The 16,206-nt window shown below is 60.6% G+C and carries 12 protein-coding genes and 6 tRNA genes; 4 read left to right on the top strand and 14 right to left on the bottom strand.

The genetic code is table 11. From position 1 onward, the window contains the following. Nucleotides 1–84: 84 nt before the first annotated feature. The 3 genes from CK910_RS08245 (at nucleotide 85) to pbpG (ending at nucleotide 3,029) form a co-directional block, all read left to right on the top strand. Nucleotides 85–1,377 (top strand): hemolysin family protein, encoded by a 1,293-nt coding sequence (locus CK910_RS08245; protein WP_043139868.1) that lies wholly within the window; start codon nucleotides 85–87, stop codon nucleotides 1,375–1,377. 20 nt (nucleotides 1,378–1,397) lie between these two features. Continuing rightward, a complete protein-coding gene (locus CK910_RS08240; RefSeq protein ID WP_043139871.1) occupies nucleotides 1,398–2,063 on the top strand; it encodes a DedA family protein in 666 nt (221 codons plus the stop codon). 138 nt (nucleotides 2,064–2,201) lie between these two features. Beyond that, on the top strand, nucleotides 2,202–3,029 hold the full coding sequence (gene pbpG / locus CK910_RS08235; protein WP_098982142.1) for a D-alanyl-D-alanine endopeptidase: 828 nt from the start codon (nucleotides 2,202–2,204) through the stop codon (nucleotides 3,027–3,029). Nucleotides 3,030–3,349: 320 nt separating this feature from the next. Here pbpG and CK910_RS08230 read toward each other — a convergent pair. From CK910_RS08230 to pncC, 12 genes are all read right to left on the bottom strand, one after another. Beyond that, a tRNA-Arg gene (locus tag CK910_RS08230) sits at nucleotides 3,350–3,426 on the bottom strand. Between the two features lie 25 nt (nucleotides 3,427–3,451). After that, a tRNA-Arg gene (locus tag CK910_RS08225) sits at nucleotides 3,452–3,528 on the bottom strand. A gap of 26 nt (nucleotides 3,529–3,554) precedes the next feature. Continuing rightward, nucleotides 3,555–3,631: transfer RNA gene (locus tag CK910_RS08220), tRNA-Arg, on the bottom strand. A gap of 26 nt (nucleotides 3,632–3,657) precedes the next feature. Beyond that, nucleotides 3,658–3,734, bottom strand: a tRNA-Arg gene (locus tag CK910_RS08215). Nucleotides 3,735–3,834: 100 nt separating this feature from the next. After that, nucleotides 3,835–3,911: transfer RNA gene (locus CK910_RS08210), tRNA-Arg, on the bottom strand. A 3-nt stretch (nucleotides 3,912–3,914) separates the two neighbouring features. After that, a tRNA-Ser gene (locus CK910_RS08205) sits at nucleotides 3,915–4,007 on the bottom strand. Between the two features lie 212 nt (nucleotides 4,008–4,219). Then, nucleotides 4,220–4,408, bottom strand: a complete 189-nt coding sequence (gene csrA, locus CK910_RS08200; RefSeq protein WP_005315760.1) for a carbon storage regulator CsrA — start codon at nucleotides 4,406–4,408, stop codon at nucleotides 4,220–4,222. A 93-nt stretch (nucleotides 4,409–4,501) separates the two neighbouring features. After that, nucleotides 4,502–5,749, bottom strand: coding sequence for an aspartate kinase (locus CK910_RS08195; RefSeq protein ID WP_042866547.1), 1,248 nt, complete (start codon nucleotides 5,747–5,749; stop codon nucleotides 4,502–4,504). 16 nt (nucleotides 5,750–5,765) lie between these two features. Further along, on the bottom strand, nucleotides 5,766–8,390 hold the full coding sequence (alaS, locus tag CK910_RS08190; protein ID WP_098982140.1) for an alanine--tRNA ligase: 2,625 nt from the start codon (nucleotides 8,388–8,390) through the stop codon (nucleotides 5,766–5,768). 528 nt (nucleotides 8,391–8,918) lie between these two features. Beyond that, nucleotides 8,919–9,419: a regulatory protein RecX gene (locus tag CK910_RS08185; RefSeq protein ID WP_098982137.1), complete on the bottom strand. Its 501-nt coding sequence runs from the start codon at nucleotides 9,417–9,419 to the stop codon at nucleotides 8,919–8,921. A gap of 41 nt (nucleotides 9,420–9,460) precedes the next feature. Beyond that, nucleotides 9,461–10,522 carry a recombinase RecA gene (recA, locus tag CK910_RS08180; RefSeq protein WP_042866551.1) on the bottom strand — a complete coding sequence of 354 codons (1,062 nt, stop codon included), beginning with the start codon at nucleotides 10,520–10,522 and terminating at the stop codon, nucleotides 9,461–9,463. Between the two features lie 80 nt (nucleotides 10,523–10,602). Then, nucleotides 10,603–11,094 carry a nicotinamide-nucleotide amidase gene (gene pncC, locus CK910_RS08175; RefSeq protein WP_043554479.1) on the bottom strand — a complete coding sequence of 164 codons (492 nt, stop codon included), beginning with the start codon at nucleotides 11,092–11,094 and terminating at the stop codon, nucleotides 10,603–10,605. Nucleotides 11,095–11,386: 292 nt separating this feature from the next. On the opposite strand from pncC, the gene mutS reads away from it, so the two are divergent. Further along, nucleotides 11,387–13,957, top strand: a complete 2,571-nt coding sequence (gene mutS, locus CK910_RS08170; protein ID WP_098982134.1) for a DNA mismatch repair protein MutS — start codon at nucleotides 11,387–11,389, stop codon at nucleotides 13,955–13,957. Between the two features lie 84 nt (nucleotides 13,958–14,041). Here mutS and CK910_RS08165 read toward each other — a convergent pair whose 3' ends face one another. Next, nucleotides 14,042–15,640: a BCCT family transporter gene (locus CK910_RS08165; protein WP_043554476.1), complete on the bottom strand. Its 1,599-nt coding sequence runs from the start codon at nucleotides 15,638–15,640 to the stop codon at nucleotides 14,042–14,044. A gap of 9 nt (nucleotides 15,641–15,649) precedes the next feature. Then, nucleotides 15,650–16,177 (bottom strand): hypothetical protein, encoded by a 528-nt coding sequence (locus tag CK910_RS08160; RefSeq protein ID WP_043141064.1) that lies wholly within the window; start codon nucleotides 16,175–16,177, stop codon nucleotides 15,650–15,652. Between the last annotated feature and the right edge of the window lie 29 nt (nucleotides 16,178–16,206).

Raw genomic sequence — 16,206 nt, 5'->3', positions numbered from 1 at the left:
CCAAATCACCTGCTTTCACAAGCGCATCGCCCCCAAATTCATTACACTGCCAGCGATCTTTTCTACTCGGAGTGCTGTTGCAGTATGGAAATATTGATCCTGTTTGGATTGATTTTGCTTAATGGCGTCTTTGCCATGTCGGAAATCGCCATCGTTACCGCACGCAAGGCTCGCCTCAGCAAGATGGCGAGCGAAGGCAGCCGCTCAGCCGCCATTGCCCTCAAACTGAGCGAAGATCCGACCCATTTCCTCTCCGCCGTCCAGATCGGCATCACCAGTATCGGTCTGCTCAACGGTATCTACGGCGAATCCCTGCTGGCCCAACCGCTGGCCCTCTGGCTGCAGGAGTGGGGCATGGCCGCCAAGAGCAGCAGCCTGCTCGCCACCGTGCTGGTCATAGTCGTGGTCACCTACCTCTCCATCGTCGTCGGCGAACTGGTGCCCAAGCGCCTCGGCCAGCTCAGCGCCGAGCGCATCGCCTGTCTGGTGGCCCGCCCCATGCTGTGGTTGGCGGCCATCACCCGCCCCTTCGTCTGGCTGTTGTCAGCCTCCACCAAGGCCAGCCTGCGCATCCTGCGCGTCAGGCAGGATGGCGGGGCCAACGTGACCCAGGAGGAGATCCACGCCATGCTGGTGGAGGGCTCCGAAGCCGGGATCATCGAAGACCACGAACACACTATGTTACGGAATGTGTTCCGGCTCGACGAGCGCAGCCTCTCCTCACTGATGGTGCCACGCAGCGACATCCGCTATCTGGATCTCGCCCTGCCGCTGGAGGTGAACCTGCAACGGCTGGTGGAGTATCGCCACAGCTTCTTCCCGGTTTGCGATGGCAGCCTCTCGGATCTGGTGGGCATACTCAACGTCAACAAGGTGCTGCACGCCTACATCAAGGGGGAACCCATCGATCTGGCGGCCCTGACCCAGGATGGCAGCCTGTTGCCGGAGACCCTCAATGGCCTGGAGCTGCTCAATCACTTCCGCGCCCACTCCGAGCACATGGTGCTGGTGGTGGACGAATACGGCGAGCTGCAGGGACTGGTCACCCAGCAGGATCTGCTGGAGACGCTGGCGGGTGACTTCCAGCAGGATAACAGCGATGACAACTGGGCCTTCCAGCGCACCGACGGCAGCTGGCTGCTCGACGGCCTCATTCCGCTGCCGGAGTTGAAGGACTGCCTGGGACTGGTTCGGCTACCGGAAGAAGAAAAACATCACTATCACACCCTCGGAGGGCTTATCATGCTGCTCCTTGGCCGTGTTCCTCAGACCGGAGATCTGGTGACTCTGGAGCAGTGGCAACTGGAAATTGTCGACATGGATGGTCTGCGCATCGACAAGGTGCTTGCCATGCCCTTGATCGATCAACCCAGCTAATTTAAGCGGAGCTTGTGAGTATGGAGCAGTTTTACCAACTGGCTCACGCCTTTATGCATCAGGATCTGGCGATGCTGTCGGATCCCAAGATGGCCTTCATGGTCTGCGGCGTGTTGCTAACTTTTCTTGTGCTGGAGAACGGGTTCATCCCCACCGCCTTCCTGCCCGGCGATAGCCTGCTCATCCTGACGGGTGTGCTCATCTATCAGGACGTGCTCCCCCTTGGCATAGTGCCACTGCTGATCCTGGCCACCTTCGTCGGTACCTGGTTCGGCTATATGCAGGGGCGCTTCCTGGGTCATACCCGCATGTACCATCGCCTGATGTCCCACATGGACGACAAGCACAAGGAGAAGGTGTTCTACCTGCTCAACAAGTACGGCATCCTGACCCTGATCACCGCCCGCTACATCGCCTTCGTGCGCACCGTCTATCCCTACATAGTCGGGGCGACCGAGATCCCGCAGGGGCGCTTCCTCATCGTCAATCTGGTCAGCTCCATCATGTGGGTCACCCCGCTGGTGAGCCTGGGTTACTACCTGAGCCACACCAAGCTGGCGGCCCAGTACGAATCACAGTTCCTCAGCATCATTCTCTACCTGCCACTGGTGCTGCTGGTCGGTGGTGTTGTCGCCCTCATCTGGCGCTGGCTGAGCAAACGCAAAGCCGTCACCCCACGGGATTGAGACAAATGGAAAGGGCCATCGCAGGATGGCCCTTTTTTTATCGAAATAATGGCGAATTACTCTCTGGTGCTCTTGTAAAGCAGGGGTAAAAATGAGTGAATCTAGCGCCTTTTTTTCGACGTGAACGGAGTCGGTAGTATGCGGTGTCGGGTTAGCGCAATGGCGCTGGTATATGCATTGGTTGGACTGCTGGGCTTGCCAGCAGCATTGGCTGCCCCCAACCCGGCCAAACTGCAGTTGCAATCGAGCAGCGCCCTGGTGATGGACGTCAATACGGGCAAGACCCTGTATCAAAAGAATGCCACCCGGGTCCGACCGATCGCCTCGATCACCAAGCTGATGACGGCACTGGTGGTGCTGGATGCTCGCCAGGATCTCAAGCAGACCCTGACCATAGATCAGAATGACAGGGATGCCATCAAGCACACCTATTCCCGGGTGCGCATGGGCACGAAAGTAACACGTCGCGATGCGCTGCACCTGGCACTGATGTCCTCCGAGAACCGGATGGCCTCGGCCCTGGCGCGCCACTATCCCGGTGGACGCCCCGCCTTCGTACGCGCCATGAACAACAAGGCCAAGCAACTTGGCATGCGCAACAGCCGTTTCTACGACTCCACCGGCCTGTCGACGCGCAACGTCTCCACCGCCCAGGATCTGGCCAGGCTCATCTCTGCCGCCTATCGCCAGCCGCTGATCCGTGAGTTCACCCAGGACACCAACAAGGAGATGCGTTTCAGCACCCCCGCCTACAGCCTGATGTTCAACAACACCAACCCGCTGGTGAAGAACCCGGACTGGGATGTGCGCCTCTCCAAGACGGGTTTCACCGACGAGGCGGGCCGTTGCCTGCTGATGCGCGCCAAGCCGGACAGCCGCGAGCTGGCCATAGTGCTGCTCAACTCGGTGGGCAAGCGCACCCCGATCGGCGATGCCAACCGCATTCGCAAGTGGCTGAAAAGCTGAGTCTCCAACCCGGAATTGAAAAAGGATGCTGCGGCATCCTTTTTTATTGCCCGCAGATCCACACCTCGTCTCCACCCTCCTCACCATGTGCCCTCAGCGCCCCTCAGGACGCAGCAGGGAACCTGAACTTACCGGGATTGCTGCCGGGCAAAGGAACGCCGCATGGCGCGATAGGGCAAGGAATTCAGAGGGATAGCGGGAGAAGAACAAAGGGATAAGGGAAGCAATACCTGACGGAGCCCTGCGGCGACGTATTGACCTTCACCCGCCGGATCCGGCCCATAAAAAAACAGCCCCGACCTGAGTCGAGGCTGTCTGTATGGTGCGCCCGGGAGGATTCGAACCTCCGACCACCTGGTTCGTAGCCAGGTACTCTATCCAGCTGAGCTACGGGCGCTCATCAACTTTTGGTACTGCTAAAATGGTGCGCCCGGGAGGATTCGAACCTCCGACCACCTGGTTCGTAGCCAGGTACTCTATCCAGCTGAGCTACGGGCGCTCACAAACTTTTGGTACTGCTCAAAATGGTGCGCCCGGGAGGATTCGAACCTCCGACCACCTGGTTCGTAGCCAGGTACTCTATCCAGCTGAGCTACGGGCGCTCATAAACTTGTATTGTTGCTTTAAATGGTGCGCCCGGGAGGATTCGAACCTCCGACCACCTGGTTCGTAGCCAGGTACTCTATCCAGCTGAGCTACGGGCGCCCTGATTTAAAACGATAAAAAAAGCTTACTTATCAGTAAGCCTTTTCCAAAGTGTCGACTTGCTGATGGTCAACACATGACTCTTGCTTGAGTCGTAATATGGTGCGCCCGGGAGGATTCGAACCTCCGACCACCTGGTTCGTAGCCAGGTACTCTATCCAGCTGAGCTACGGGCGCAAATGGCGGAGAAGGGGGGATTCGAACCCCCGATGCGGGTATAAGCCGCATACTCCCTTAGCAGGGGAGCGCCTTCAGCCTCTCGGCCACCTCTCCGTTTGCGGGGCTGATAATACTTCACAGGGATTTTTAGTCAAACACTTTTTTGGAGAAAAAAGCGTGTTCGCTCAGCATTTGGTCAAAGCGTGGAATATTCAAACAATATCGGTACTTATCCCGCAGTTTAGTGCCTTGCAGGGCGATTTCCGGGGCACGGAAAAACAAAAGGCGACACAGAGGTGTCGCCTTCAAGCAGCTATCGATGCGGCTTAGAAATTCGGTTGGCCCGGAACTTTCTCGGCCTGTATCCGCATGTAGATCTCTTCGCGGTGCACGGAGACCTCTTTCGGTGCGTTCACACCGATACGAACCTGATTGCCTTTAACGCCCAGTACGGTGACAGTCACTTCGTCACCAATCATCAGGGTTTCCCCTACACGACGAGTCAAAATAAGCATTCGCTTGCTCCTGTATCCTGTTTTGTATTTATATCGATATGCGACATTATCTTACAAAGATACCGATATGGTAAATGGTTGAAACTAAATCAATCAGGGATTGTTCCCCAAGGGCTGCTCATGAGGCTCATTATCCAGCCCGAAAGCGGCGTGCAACGCGCGCACCGCCAGCTCCAGGTACTTCTCGTCAATCACCACGGATATTTTGATTTCAGAGGTGGAAATCAACTGCATGTTGATCCCCTCCTCGCCCAATACCTTGAACATGGTGCGGGCGACGCCAGGATGATTCCACATGCCGACGCCGACGATGGACACCTTGGCTATCTCGCCGTTGCCCTGCACGCAGGCGGCCCCCAGCTCGCTGGCAGTCTCCTCCAGCAGGGCGCGCGCCCGGCGATAGTCATCGCGATTCACCGTGAAGGTGAAATCGGCGGTGCCATCGCCCAGGGTGTTCTGCACTATCATGTCGACATCAATGTTGGCATCGCTGATCGGATTCAGGATCTGCGCCGCCACCGTGGGCCGGTCCGGCACACCCAGAATAGTCAGGCTGGCCTCGTTGCGATTGAACGCAATCCCGGATACCAGGGGAGCTTCCATCCTCTCACCTCCATATGTGATTAAGGTTCCCTCTCCATCGACAAAGCTCGACAGCACCCTTAGTGGCACGCGGTACTTGCCCGCGAACTCCACCGAACGGATCTGCAACACCTTGGCCCCCAGGCTCGCCATCTCCAGCATCTCCTCGAAGGTGATGGTGGAGAGACGACGGGCCTTGGGCTCGATGCGCGGATCCGTGGTATAGACCCCATCCACATCGGTAAAGATCTGGCATTCATCGGCCTTGATGGCAGCCGCCACCGCCACTGCCGTGGTATCCGACCCACCGCGCCCCAGCGTTGTGATGGCGTTGTGCGCATCACGGCCCTGGAATCCGGCGATCACCACCACCTTGCCCGCGCCCAGTTCAGCCTGAACCTGCTCGGTGTCTATGTGGCTGATGCGCGCCTTGCCATAGGCGGAGTCGGTATGAATGCGTACCTGATCGCCGGTCATCGAGACTGCGGGACAACCGCGTTTGTTCAACGCGATCGCCAGCAGCGCTATGGTGACCTGCTCACCGGTGGAAACCAGCACATCCATCTCGCGCCGGTTGGCATCCGGATCCAGCTGCTGGGCCATGCCCAGCAACCGGTTGGTTTCGCCCGACATGGCGGAGACAACCACCACCACATCGTGTCCCTGGGCGCGGGTCAGTTGAACCCGCTCAGCCACCGCCTCGATCCGCTCCAGCGTGCCGACCGAGGTGCCGCCGTACTTCTGTACATAGAGTGCCACAGATCACCTCGCCCGATTACAGGCGCTCTTCCAGCCAGGAGTGAACAGATTGCAGCGCCGCAGGCACGGCTTCCGGCTGGGTACCACCCGCCTGCGCCATGTCGGGACGACCACCGCCCTTGCCGCCCACCTGCTGGGCCACCAGATTGACCAGCTCACCGGCCTTGACCTTGCCGGTCAAATCGCTGGTCACACCGGCGATCAGGTTGACCTTGTCATCGCTGCTGGTTGCCAGCAGCACGACACCGGACTTCATCTGGTTCTTCAGCTCGTCCAGCATGCCGCGCAGTGACTTGGGATCGGCCCCTTCCAGCGCCGCGATCAGCACCTTCCGGCCATTGATCTCGATCACCTGACTCAGCAGGTCGCTGCCGGCCTGAGCCGCGAGCTTGGCCTTGAGCTGCTCCAGCTCACGCTCCATCATCTTGGACTTGTCCAGCATCTGGCGCACTTTGTCGGCGATGGAGAACTGATCCCCCTTCACCAGAGCCGCAGCCTCTTCGATCTGCTCACCCAGCTGGTGCATGAAATCGATGGCACCCTTACCGGTCACGGCTTCGATACGACGCACGCCGGCGGCAATGCCGCTCTCGGCGATGATCTTGAAGAAGCCGATGTCACCGGTGCGCTTGGCGTGAGTACCGCCACACAGCTCGGTGGAGTAGTCGCCCATGCGCACCACGCGCACGTCGTCTTCGTATTTTTCGCCAAACAGCGCCATGGCACCGGCCGACTTGGCCGTTTCCAGATCCATCACCTGGGTGTTGACGTCATGGTTGGCACGGATCTGGGCATTGACCAGCTCTTCGACCCGGCGAATGGTCGCCATGGTCAGGCCTTCGAAGTGGGAGAAGTCAAAGCGCATGCGCTCGGCGCCCACCAGAGACCCTTTCTGGGTCACGTGATCACCCAGCGCCTGACGCAGGGCGGCGTGCAGCAGGTGAGTCACCGAGTGGTTCAGAGCCACGGCCTGACGGCGCTCGCCATCGACCACGGCTTCGACCTCGGCGCCCTTCTCCAGGGTGCCCAGCTCCAGATATCCCTTGTGAATGATGGCCTTGCCCGCTTTCTGGGTATCGGTCACGGCAAAGATGCCGTCATCCACCTTGAGGATGCCGCTGTCACCCACCTGACCGCCGGACTCGGCGTAGAAGGGGGTTTCGGCCAGCACGACCACGGCTTCTTCACCTGAGATGAGGCCGTTCACTTCGACGCCATCCTTGTAGATGCCGACGACGGTCGTCTTCTGACTCAGCTGCTTGTACCCGGTGAACGGAGTCTCGAAGTCGAGCTTGAGCACCTCGTTGTAGTTCACACCGAAGCTGGAGGCCTCTTTCGCGCGGGCGCGCTGCTTCTCCATCTCGGCATTGAAGCCCTCTTCGTCGATACCGATCTCGCGCTCGCGCACCACATCGGCGGTGAGATCTGCCGGGAAGCCATAGGTGTCATACAGCTTGAACACCACCTCGCCCGGGATGATCTTGGCATCGCCCAGATTGGTCAGCACGTCTTCCAGCAGCAGCAGGCCGCGATCCAGGGTACGGACGAACTGCTCCTCCTCGATGCGCAGCACGCGCTCGACCAGCGGCAGCTGGGCGATCAGCTCGGCCGCCACGTCTTTCATCTGCACGGCCAGTTCGGCGGCCAGCTTGTAGAAGAAGACGTCGGTGGCACCCAGCTTGCGACCGTGGCGCACGGCGCGTCGAATGATGCGACGCAGCACATAGCCACGCCCTTCGTTGGATGGCATGACGCCGTCCGCCACCAGGAAGGCGCAGGAGCGAATGTGATCGGCGATGACCCGCAGGGACTGGTTGTTCAGATCCGTGGTGCCGACTATCTCGGCCGCTTTCTTGATCAACGCCTGGAAGATGTCGATTTCATAGTTGGAGTGCACACCCTGCATGATGGCGGAGATACGCTCCAGCCCCATGCCGGTATCCACGGACGGACGGGGCAGCGGTTCCATGGTGCCGTCGACCTGACGGTTGAACTGCATGAAGACCACGTTCCAGATCTCGATGAAACGGTCACCATCCTCTTCCGGTGAACCGGGAGGGCCACCCCAGAGGTGATCGCCGTGGTCATAGAAGATCTCGGTGCAGGGGCCGCACGGACCTGTATCACCCATCTGCCAGAAGTTATCGGAAGCAAACGGAGCGCCCTTGTTGTCGCCGATGCGCACTATGCGCTCGACCGGCACACCCATTTCCTTTGCCCAGATGTCGAAGGCTTCATCATCCGTTTCATACACGGTTACCAGCAAGCGCTCTTTGGGCAGCTTGAGGGTCCCGGTCAGGAATTCCCAGGCAAAACGGATGGCGTCCTGCTTGAAGTAGTCACCGAAGCTGAAGTTGCCCAGCATCTCGAAGAAGGTGTGGTGACGCGCGGTATAGCCGACGTTTTCCAGGTCATTGTGCTTGCCGCCAGCCCGCACGCAACGCTGGGCCGTGGTGGCGCGGTTGTAGGCACGCTTGTCGGCGCCAAGGAATACATCCTTGAACTGGTTCATGCCTGCGTTGGTGAACAACAGGGTCGGGTCGTTATGCGGCACCAGCGAGCTGGAGGAGACAACCTGGTGCCCCTGGGAGCGGAAATACTCGAGGAACGCTGAGCGTAACTCTGACGTGGACATATACATGGAAAATCCTGCTTGATTCGAATACGGACTTTTAACCGCATTAATGTAAGTTTTCTGCGGGGTAAAGTAAAACGTACCAGCCCGTGACGGGTGAAAAAGCGCGCATAACGCCGTGTTGGCAGACAAGGGAGACAAACCTGCCGTTTTTAGCGGGGAAATGCGGTCAGCAGCGGGAGAATTTTCAGGCTTAAATCCGAGGGGCTATCACCCGACGGCATGTCGGCGATTCGGCCAGCCATGGCTGAATCGCGAACCGATGACGCTAGGCGGCACGGCCGATGGCATTCATGGCCCCTGCGGGCCAGATCGCTGGCAAGGAGCCAGTGCAATGCAAACCCAGTAAAAGAAAAAGCGCTCACCTGGGGGCGTTCAGGAGAAGCGCTGGGCGGCAAAGGCCATGGGGCGGCAATCCTCTCCACCGCCAGAGGGGTGAAGCCAGGCGCGATGACCATGACAAAGAGCCGCTCAGACCCCCTCTTCAAGCCGTTTCCCTGGCAACCCATTCAACCGTCAGTGGCAAACGCCACGCTAGGCACTCTGCTCCATCATGGCTGCGATGGCATAACGAGCCTGATCCTGGGTGAATCCGCGACCCAGCAGATACTTGATCCACTTCATCCGCAGTTTGAAATCCCCCAGATCACTGACCCTGGCCCGTCGTTGCAGCAACGCAAATGCCAGCTCGAACCAGTCCAGCTCGGGCTGCTCGAAGGCGGCCTCTATCTGTGCATCACTCAGTCCCTTGCGGCGCAGATCGAAGCGGATCTTGATGGGCCCCTGCCCCTTGGTCGCACCGGCTCGTACCGCCATGGCGCCATAACGCTCGTCATCGACCCAGTTGTAGCCGCGACAGTAGTCGAGCACCGCCTCGATCACCTCATCATTGAAACCCTGCTTGCGCAGCCGGTTGGCCAGCTCGGACTCGGCGCTCTCGCGGCGGGCCAGGCTGCGCATGGCGAAGGCTCGGGCCGCCGCCAGCTGCTCTTCAAAGGTGAGTTCGACAGACTCGTCAGCAGATTCATCAAGCATAAATAACAAGGCCGGGTATCAACCCGGCCTTCCTTTGTTCCTTATTCGAACTCTTGTTCGCTTTCGGCTTCGAGCTCGTCAGCGTCAGCCGCCACCGGCTTCTCGGCTGGCGCATCACCGGAGAGCAGCAGCTCACGCAGTCTGGCTTCGACCTCGGCCGCCATCGCCTTGTTCTCGGAGAAGAGCTTCATCACGTTGGCCTTGCCCTGACCGATCTTCTCGCCGTTGTAGCTGTACCAGGCACCGGCCTTGTCGATCAGCTTGTGCTTGACACCCAGATCCACCAGCTCGCCCTCCTTGGAGATACCGACACCGTAGAAGATCTGGAATTCAGCCTGCTTGAAGGGAGGGGCAACCTTGTTCTTGACCACCTTGACGCGGGTCTCGTTACCGACCACTTCGTCACCTTCCTTGATGGCGCCGATGCGACGGATATCCAGACGCACGGAGGCGTAGAACTTGAGCGCGTTACCACCGGTAGTGGTTTCCGGGCTGCCGAACATGACGCCGATCTTCATCCGGATCTGGTTGATGAAGATGCAGAGGCAGTTGGCGTTCTTGATGTTGGCGGTCAGTTTGCGCAGTGCCTGGGACATCAGACGAGCCTGCAGGCCGACGTGGGAATCCCCCATCTCGCCTTCGATTTCCGCTTTCGGGGTCAGGGCCGCCACCGAGTCGACTATGATGACGTCAACCGCGTTGGAGCGCACCAGCATGTCGCAGATTTCCAGCGCCTGCTCACCCGTATCCGGCTGGGAGATCAGCAGGTCGTCAACGTTGACGCCCAGCTTGGCCGCATAGATGGGGTCGAGGGCGTGTTCCGCATCGATGAAGGCACAGACCTTGCCTTTCTTCTGGGCTTCCGCAATCACCTGCAAGGTGAGGGTGGTTTTACCGGAAGATTCCGGGCCGTAGATCTCGACGATACGACCACACGGCAGGCCGCCGATGCCCAGCGCCACGTCCAGAGAGAGGGAACCGGTAGAGATGGCTTCGATATCCATGGTCTTGCTGTCGCCCAGACGCATGATGGAACCTTTGCCGAACTGCTTTTCAATCTGACCCAGCGCAGCCGCCAGTGCCTTCTGTTTGTTCTGATCCATGCCAATCTCCGCTGGAAATCGTGAGTAAGAAGTGAAGTTGGGCTAAGTATACTGTCTATTCATACAGTATCAAGCCCAATTTATCTGAGCAGGGCCAACAGACCGGCCAGGGCCTGCCTGACCGCCTGCTGGCGTACCTGTCGCCGGTCCCCGTCGAAACGGGCCAGCAGGGAGTGATGACGACCACTGCGATCCGCCCAGGCGAACCAGACGGTGCCGACCGGTTTGTCCTCTGTGGCGCCGCCGGGGCCCGCGATGCCGCTGATGGCCACGCTGATGGCGGCCGACGAGTTCGCCAGCGCGCCACGGGCCATCTCCAGCACCACGGCCTCGCTCACGGCGCCCTGTTCCCGCAGGCTCTGATCGCTCACCCCCAGCATCTGCTGCTTGGCCTCATTGGTGTAGGTGACAAAGCCGCGATCGAACCAGCCGGAGCTGCCGGCTATGTCGGTGATGGCCGTGGCCACCCCGCCACCGGTACAGGATTCGGCGGTGGCCGCCAGCCAGCCACGCTGGCTCAGGGCCAGGCCCAGCTCGGTGGCGAGCTGCTCTATTTCGGCATCCAGTTTCATCCCGGCTCCTTCTGATCCGCTCAAGAGGCACATTATGCGATCCCGATCCTGTCGCCCGCAACCGCAGCAGGGCAGAACCCGACCGCCCCCGTCGCGGCACTGATGTGCGGCTCTGGGGCCCAATGGTGCAGGCGCCGCCTGCCAGGGCTTGCCGACTGGACCCGGGCCCGGCCGACAGCACCATGGAAGCCATGCCTCCACTGCGGCGGCGCTTATGTGTAGAATGGCCTCCATTCGTTCAGAGCTCATCACCGCAGACCCAGGCCCGCAGAGGCCCCTTCTGGAATAGAACATGACAGCACAATACCAAGCCAGCGGCGCCAATCTGAGCGCCCACACGCCCATGATGCAGCAGTACCTTGGCCTCAAGGCCGAGAACCCGGAGATACTGCTGTTCTACCGGATGGGCGACTTCTACGAGCTGTTCTACGACGATGCCCGCAAGGCCTCCCAGCTGCTCGACATCTCCCTGACCAAGCGCGGCCAGTCGGCTGGCAACCCCATTCCCATGGCGGGGGTGCCCTATCACGCCATCGAGGGCTATCTGGCCAAGCTGATACAGCTCGGTGAATCCGCCGCCATCTGCGAACAGGTGGGGGATCCCGCCACCAGCAAGGGGCCGGTGGAGCGCAAGGTCATTCGCATCATCACCCCGGGTACCGTCTCCGACGAGGCGCTGCTCTCGGAGCGCCAGGACAACCTGATCGCCGCCGTCTATCACGATGGCCGCCGTTTCGGCTACGGCACCATGGACATAGGTTCGGGCCGCTTCTTCATCAACCAGTTCGACAAGGAAGAGACGCTGCTGGCGGAGCTGCAACGCACCAACCCGGCCGAGCTGCTCTATCCCGAATCCTTCGCGTTTTTGCAGCACGTCGAGGGTCGCCGCGGCCTGCGTCGTCGCCCCGAGTGGGAGTTCGAGATCGCTACAGCCCGCACCCTCTTGTGCCAGCAGTTTGGTACTCAGGATCTGGTGGGCTTTGGGGTCGACCAGAGCGAAACAGCCCTGTGCGCCGCCGGTTGCCTGATGCAGTACGTCAAGGACACCCAGCGTACCGCCCTGCCCCACATCCGCAGCGTGCGCCTCGAACAGCCCGATCACGCCGTCATCATGGATGCCGCCACCCGCCGCAACCTGGAGCTCACCCAGAATCTGGCTGGCGGCCATGAGAATACTCTGAGCGATGTGCTGGATCGCACCGCCACCCCCATGGGCAGCCGGCTGCTCAAGCGCTGGATCCACCAGCCGATCCGCGATCGGGTGATCCTCAAGGGTCGCCAGAGCACCATCAAGGAGTTGATCGAGCAGAACCTCTACGACGAGCTGGGCAACCTGCTGCGTCAGGTAGGCGACGTGGAACGCGTCTTGGCTCGCCTCGCTCTGCGTTCCGCCCGCCCGCGCGACCTCACCCGGCTGCGGCAGGCATTCGCCCAGCTGCCGGAGTTGCAGCGCCTGCTGGCGGATAACCAGCACGAGGCGGTGCAGCGACTGGCCGAGCGCGCCAGCACCTTCCCCGAATTGCTGAGCCTGCTGGAGCGTGCCGTGATGGAGGTGCCGCCTGTACTGATCCGCGATGGCGGCGTCATCCGTGACGGCTTCAACCAGGAGCTGGACGAGTTGCGGGATCTGGCCAACGGCGCCACCGCCAGCCTGGCCCGCATCGAGGAGCGCGAGAAGGCGCTGACCGGCATCAACACCCTCAAGGTGGGCTACAACAGGGTGCACGGCTTCTATATCGAGGTGAGCCGGGCCAACAGCCATCTGGTACCGGCCCACTACATACGCCGCCAGACCCTCAAGAACAACGAACGCTACATCATAGACGAGCTGAAAAAGTACGAGGACAAGGTGCTCACGGCCCAGGCTCAGGCGCTGGCGCTGGAGAAACGGCTCTACGAAGAGCTGCTCGACACCCTGCTGCCCCACCTCGGCGATCTGCAGGAGTCGGCGTCCGCGCTGGCGGAGCTGGACGTGCTGGCCAACCTGGCGGAGCGGGCCGAGACCCTGGACTACCGTTGCCCGCGACTTATCGACGAGGATCAGATCCTGATCGAAGGGGGCCGCCACCCCGTGGTGGAACAGGTGATGAGCGATCCCTTTATCGCCAACCCCATCCGGCTTGAGCGGGAGCGCCGGATGCTGATCATCACGGGTCCCAACATGGGCGGTAAATCCACCTATATGCGCCAGACCGCGCTGATCGTGCTGCTGGCCCATATCGGTGCCTTCGTGCCCGCCGACAGCGCCCGCATCGGCCCCATAGACCGCATCTTCACCCGTATCGGGGCGTCGGATGATCTCGCCTCCGGCCGTTCCACCTTTATGGTGGAGATGACAGAGACCGCCAATATCCTCAACAACGCCACCGCCCGCAGTCTGGTGCTGATGGACGAGATTGGCCGCGGCACCAGCACCTACGACGGCCTCTCTCTGGCCTGGGCCTGCGCCGAACAGCTGGCGAGCAAGATTGGCGCCTACACCCTGTTCGCCACCCACTACTTCGAGCTGACCCGGCTGCCGGAGCTGATCGAGGGGCTGGCCAACGTCCATCTGGACGCGGTCGAGCACGGCGACACCATCGCCTTCATGCACGCTGTGCAGGAGGGGGCGGCCAGCCGCTCCTACGGCCTGCAGGTCGCGGCGCTGGCGGGAGTGCCGAAATCGGTGATCCATCAGGCCCGTCACAAGCTGGCGGAGCTCGAAAGCGCCACGCCTCCAGCCGCAGGTGAAACACGCCCGACGCCGGTGACGCTGGCGCCCCAGTCCCATCCTGTGGTGGATGAGCTGGAGGCGGTGCGCCCGGACGAGCTGACCCCCCGTCAGGCGCTGGATCTGCTCTATCGCCTCAAACAGATGCTGTGATCGGCCGCTGAGCACAGGAAATAACAATGAAAAAGGGGAACCTCGCGGTTCCCCTTTTGTTTTGCTCTATTTGCCACTGCGTGGTCAGGCCGGGCCTATGCGATCCAGCAGGCTCAGGTTGACCGAGCCGGGATGACGCTTGAGCTTCTGCCGGTACTCGAACTGGTGCTGGCTCTCCTGCTTGAGCCCCAGCATCAGCGAGTAGCACATGGCCAGCATGATCAGCGAGAAGGGCAGCGCGGCTATGATGCTGGCCGCCTGCAAGGCCGCCAGTCCGCCGGAGACCAGCAGGATGGCCGCCACCAGCCCCTGCCCCAGACCCCAGATGGCGCGGTGCAGCACCGGAGGATCCTGATCGCCGATGGAGAGCAGAGTCGTGATGACGAGCGTGCCCGAATCGCTGGAGGTGATGAAGTAGGTACAGATCAGCAGGGTCAGCACCCCCTTGGCAATCCAGCCGAAGGTCTCCCAGTGCAGCAGTTCCACCGTCTGGTAGAGCGCCAGAGTCACATCTTTATTGACCGCCGCCACCACACCGCCGCCGCCGAACAGCTCCAGATTCATGGCCGTACCGCCGAACACGGTCAGCCAGAACATGCCGAGCAGGGAGGGCACCAGCAGCACGCCGAGCACGAACTCACGTATGGTGCGCCCCTTGGAGATGCGGGCGATGAACATGCCGACAAACGGTGCCCAGGCGATCCACCAACCCCAGTAAAACGCCGTCCAGCTCGACTGCCAGGCCGAGGTGCCGTTGGCCTCGGTGTTGGTCCAGAAGCTGAGTTTGACGATGTTTTGCAGGTAGTCGCCTATGTTCTGCACATAGGCGTTGAGGATATAGGTGGTCGGCCCCAGCACCAGGAAGAGGCCGAGCACGAACACGCTCAGCCAGATGTTGAGCTCGGAGAGCAGCTTGACCCCGCGCCCCACGCCTGAGACCGCCGACAGGGTCGCGATCAGGCTGATGCCGCCGATGAGCCAGAGCTGATTGGACTGAGACACCGCCATGCCGAACATCTGGTTGAGGCCGGTATTCATCTGGGAGACGCCGAGGCCGAGAGAGGTCGCCACCCCGAACACGGTACCGAACACCGCCAGCACGTCGGCGGCATGGCCCCAGAAGCCGTAGATCCGCTCGCCGAGAATGGGATAGAGCACGGAGCGAATGGCCAGTGGCAGCTTGCGACGATAACTGAAGAAAGCCAGCGACAGGCCGACGATCACATAGATGGCCCAGGGGTGCAGGCCCCAATGGAAGAAGGTGAGACGCATGGCGATCTGGGCCGCCTCCGGGGTCATGCCTTCGGTGATGAAGGGATTGCCCTGCAGGTGGTTCATGGGCTCGGCTATGCTCCAGAACACCAGCCCTATGCCCATGCCGGCGCTGAACAGCATGGAGAACCAGGCAAAGTAGCCGAACTCCGGTACCTGGTCGTCGTCACCCAGCCGTATGCTGCCGAAACGGCTGAACATCAGATAGACGGCGAAGAACAGGAACAGGGCGACCACCAGAATGTAGTACCACTTGAACCCGGCGATGATCTGATCCTTGGCGCCGACGAACCAGGCGGCGGCCGTTTCGGGCACGAATACGCCGAACAGCAGGAACAGGGTGATGACGGTGAGCGCCGTCATGGCCATGGTCGGGTTGAGGCCTTTCAATAGCCCTTTGGTTGCTCTCATCGGGCCTCCTTAGTCGTTGTTGAAAAAGTCTTCGCCCACATGCTCACCGGCACCACCGATGGCGCGATAGACCATGCGACCCGCGGCCAGTTCACGATGGTCCACCAGGGTGACGGAAGGCTGGCCATTCACGGCGTGGCGCTTGCCGAGGAAGATGGCCATGGGCACGCCCAGATTGGAGATGCCGCTGGTGATCCAGAGCCGGTTGAAGTCATAGGAACCGCCGATGAACTCCAGCTGGGCCAGGCCGGTATCCAGACCGGTCAGGTAGAAGTTCATGGCGCTCTCGTCCGGGAAGAGGTGGACCAGCACATAGGCATAACGTAATTCGTTCACCAACTCCTTTAGGTTGAAAGCACCAGTCTCGCTGCAGGAGAGGGGAAGCTCACCATCATAGTGGTGCACCTTGAGGGTGTTGGGGTCTTCGTCATAGGCGGGCTGATAACGCACGAAAGCCGAGGTGTCAGGCAGCTCGTAACGCACTCTGACCACCCGTAGCTCGGCAACCAGAGACTTGATGTCCAGATCGTTATTCATCATCTCGCTCCTCAAATATCGGGTTAAAA

This window comes from Aeromonas sp. CA23, from assembly GCF_002587065.1.
GTDB lineage: Bacteria > Pseudomonadota > Gammaproteobacteria > Enterobacterales > Aeromonadaceae > Aeromonas > Aeromonas bestiarum.
Note: the sequence above shows the minus strand (reverse complement) of the source record. Positions and strands in the feature narration are given on the sequence as shown.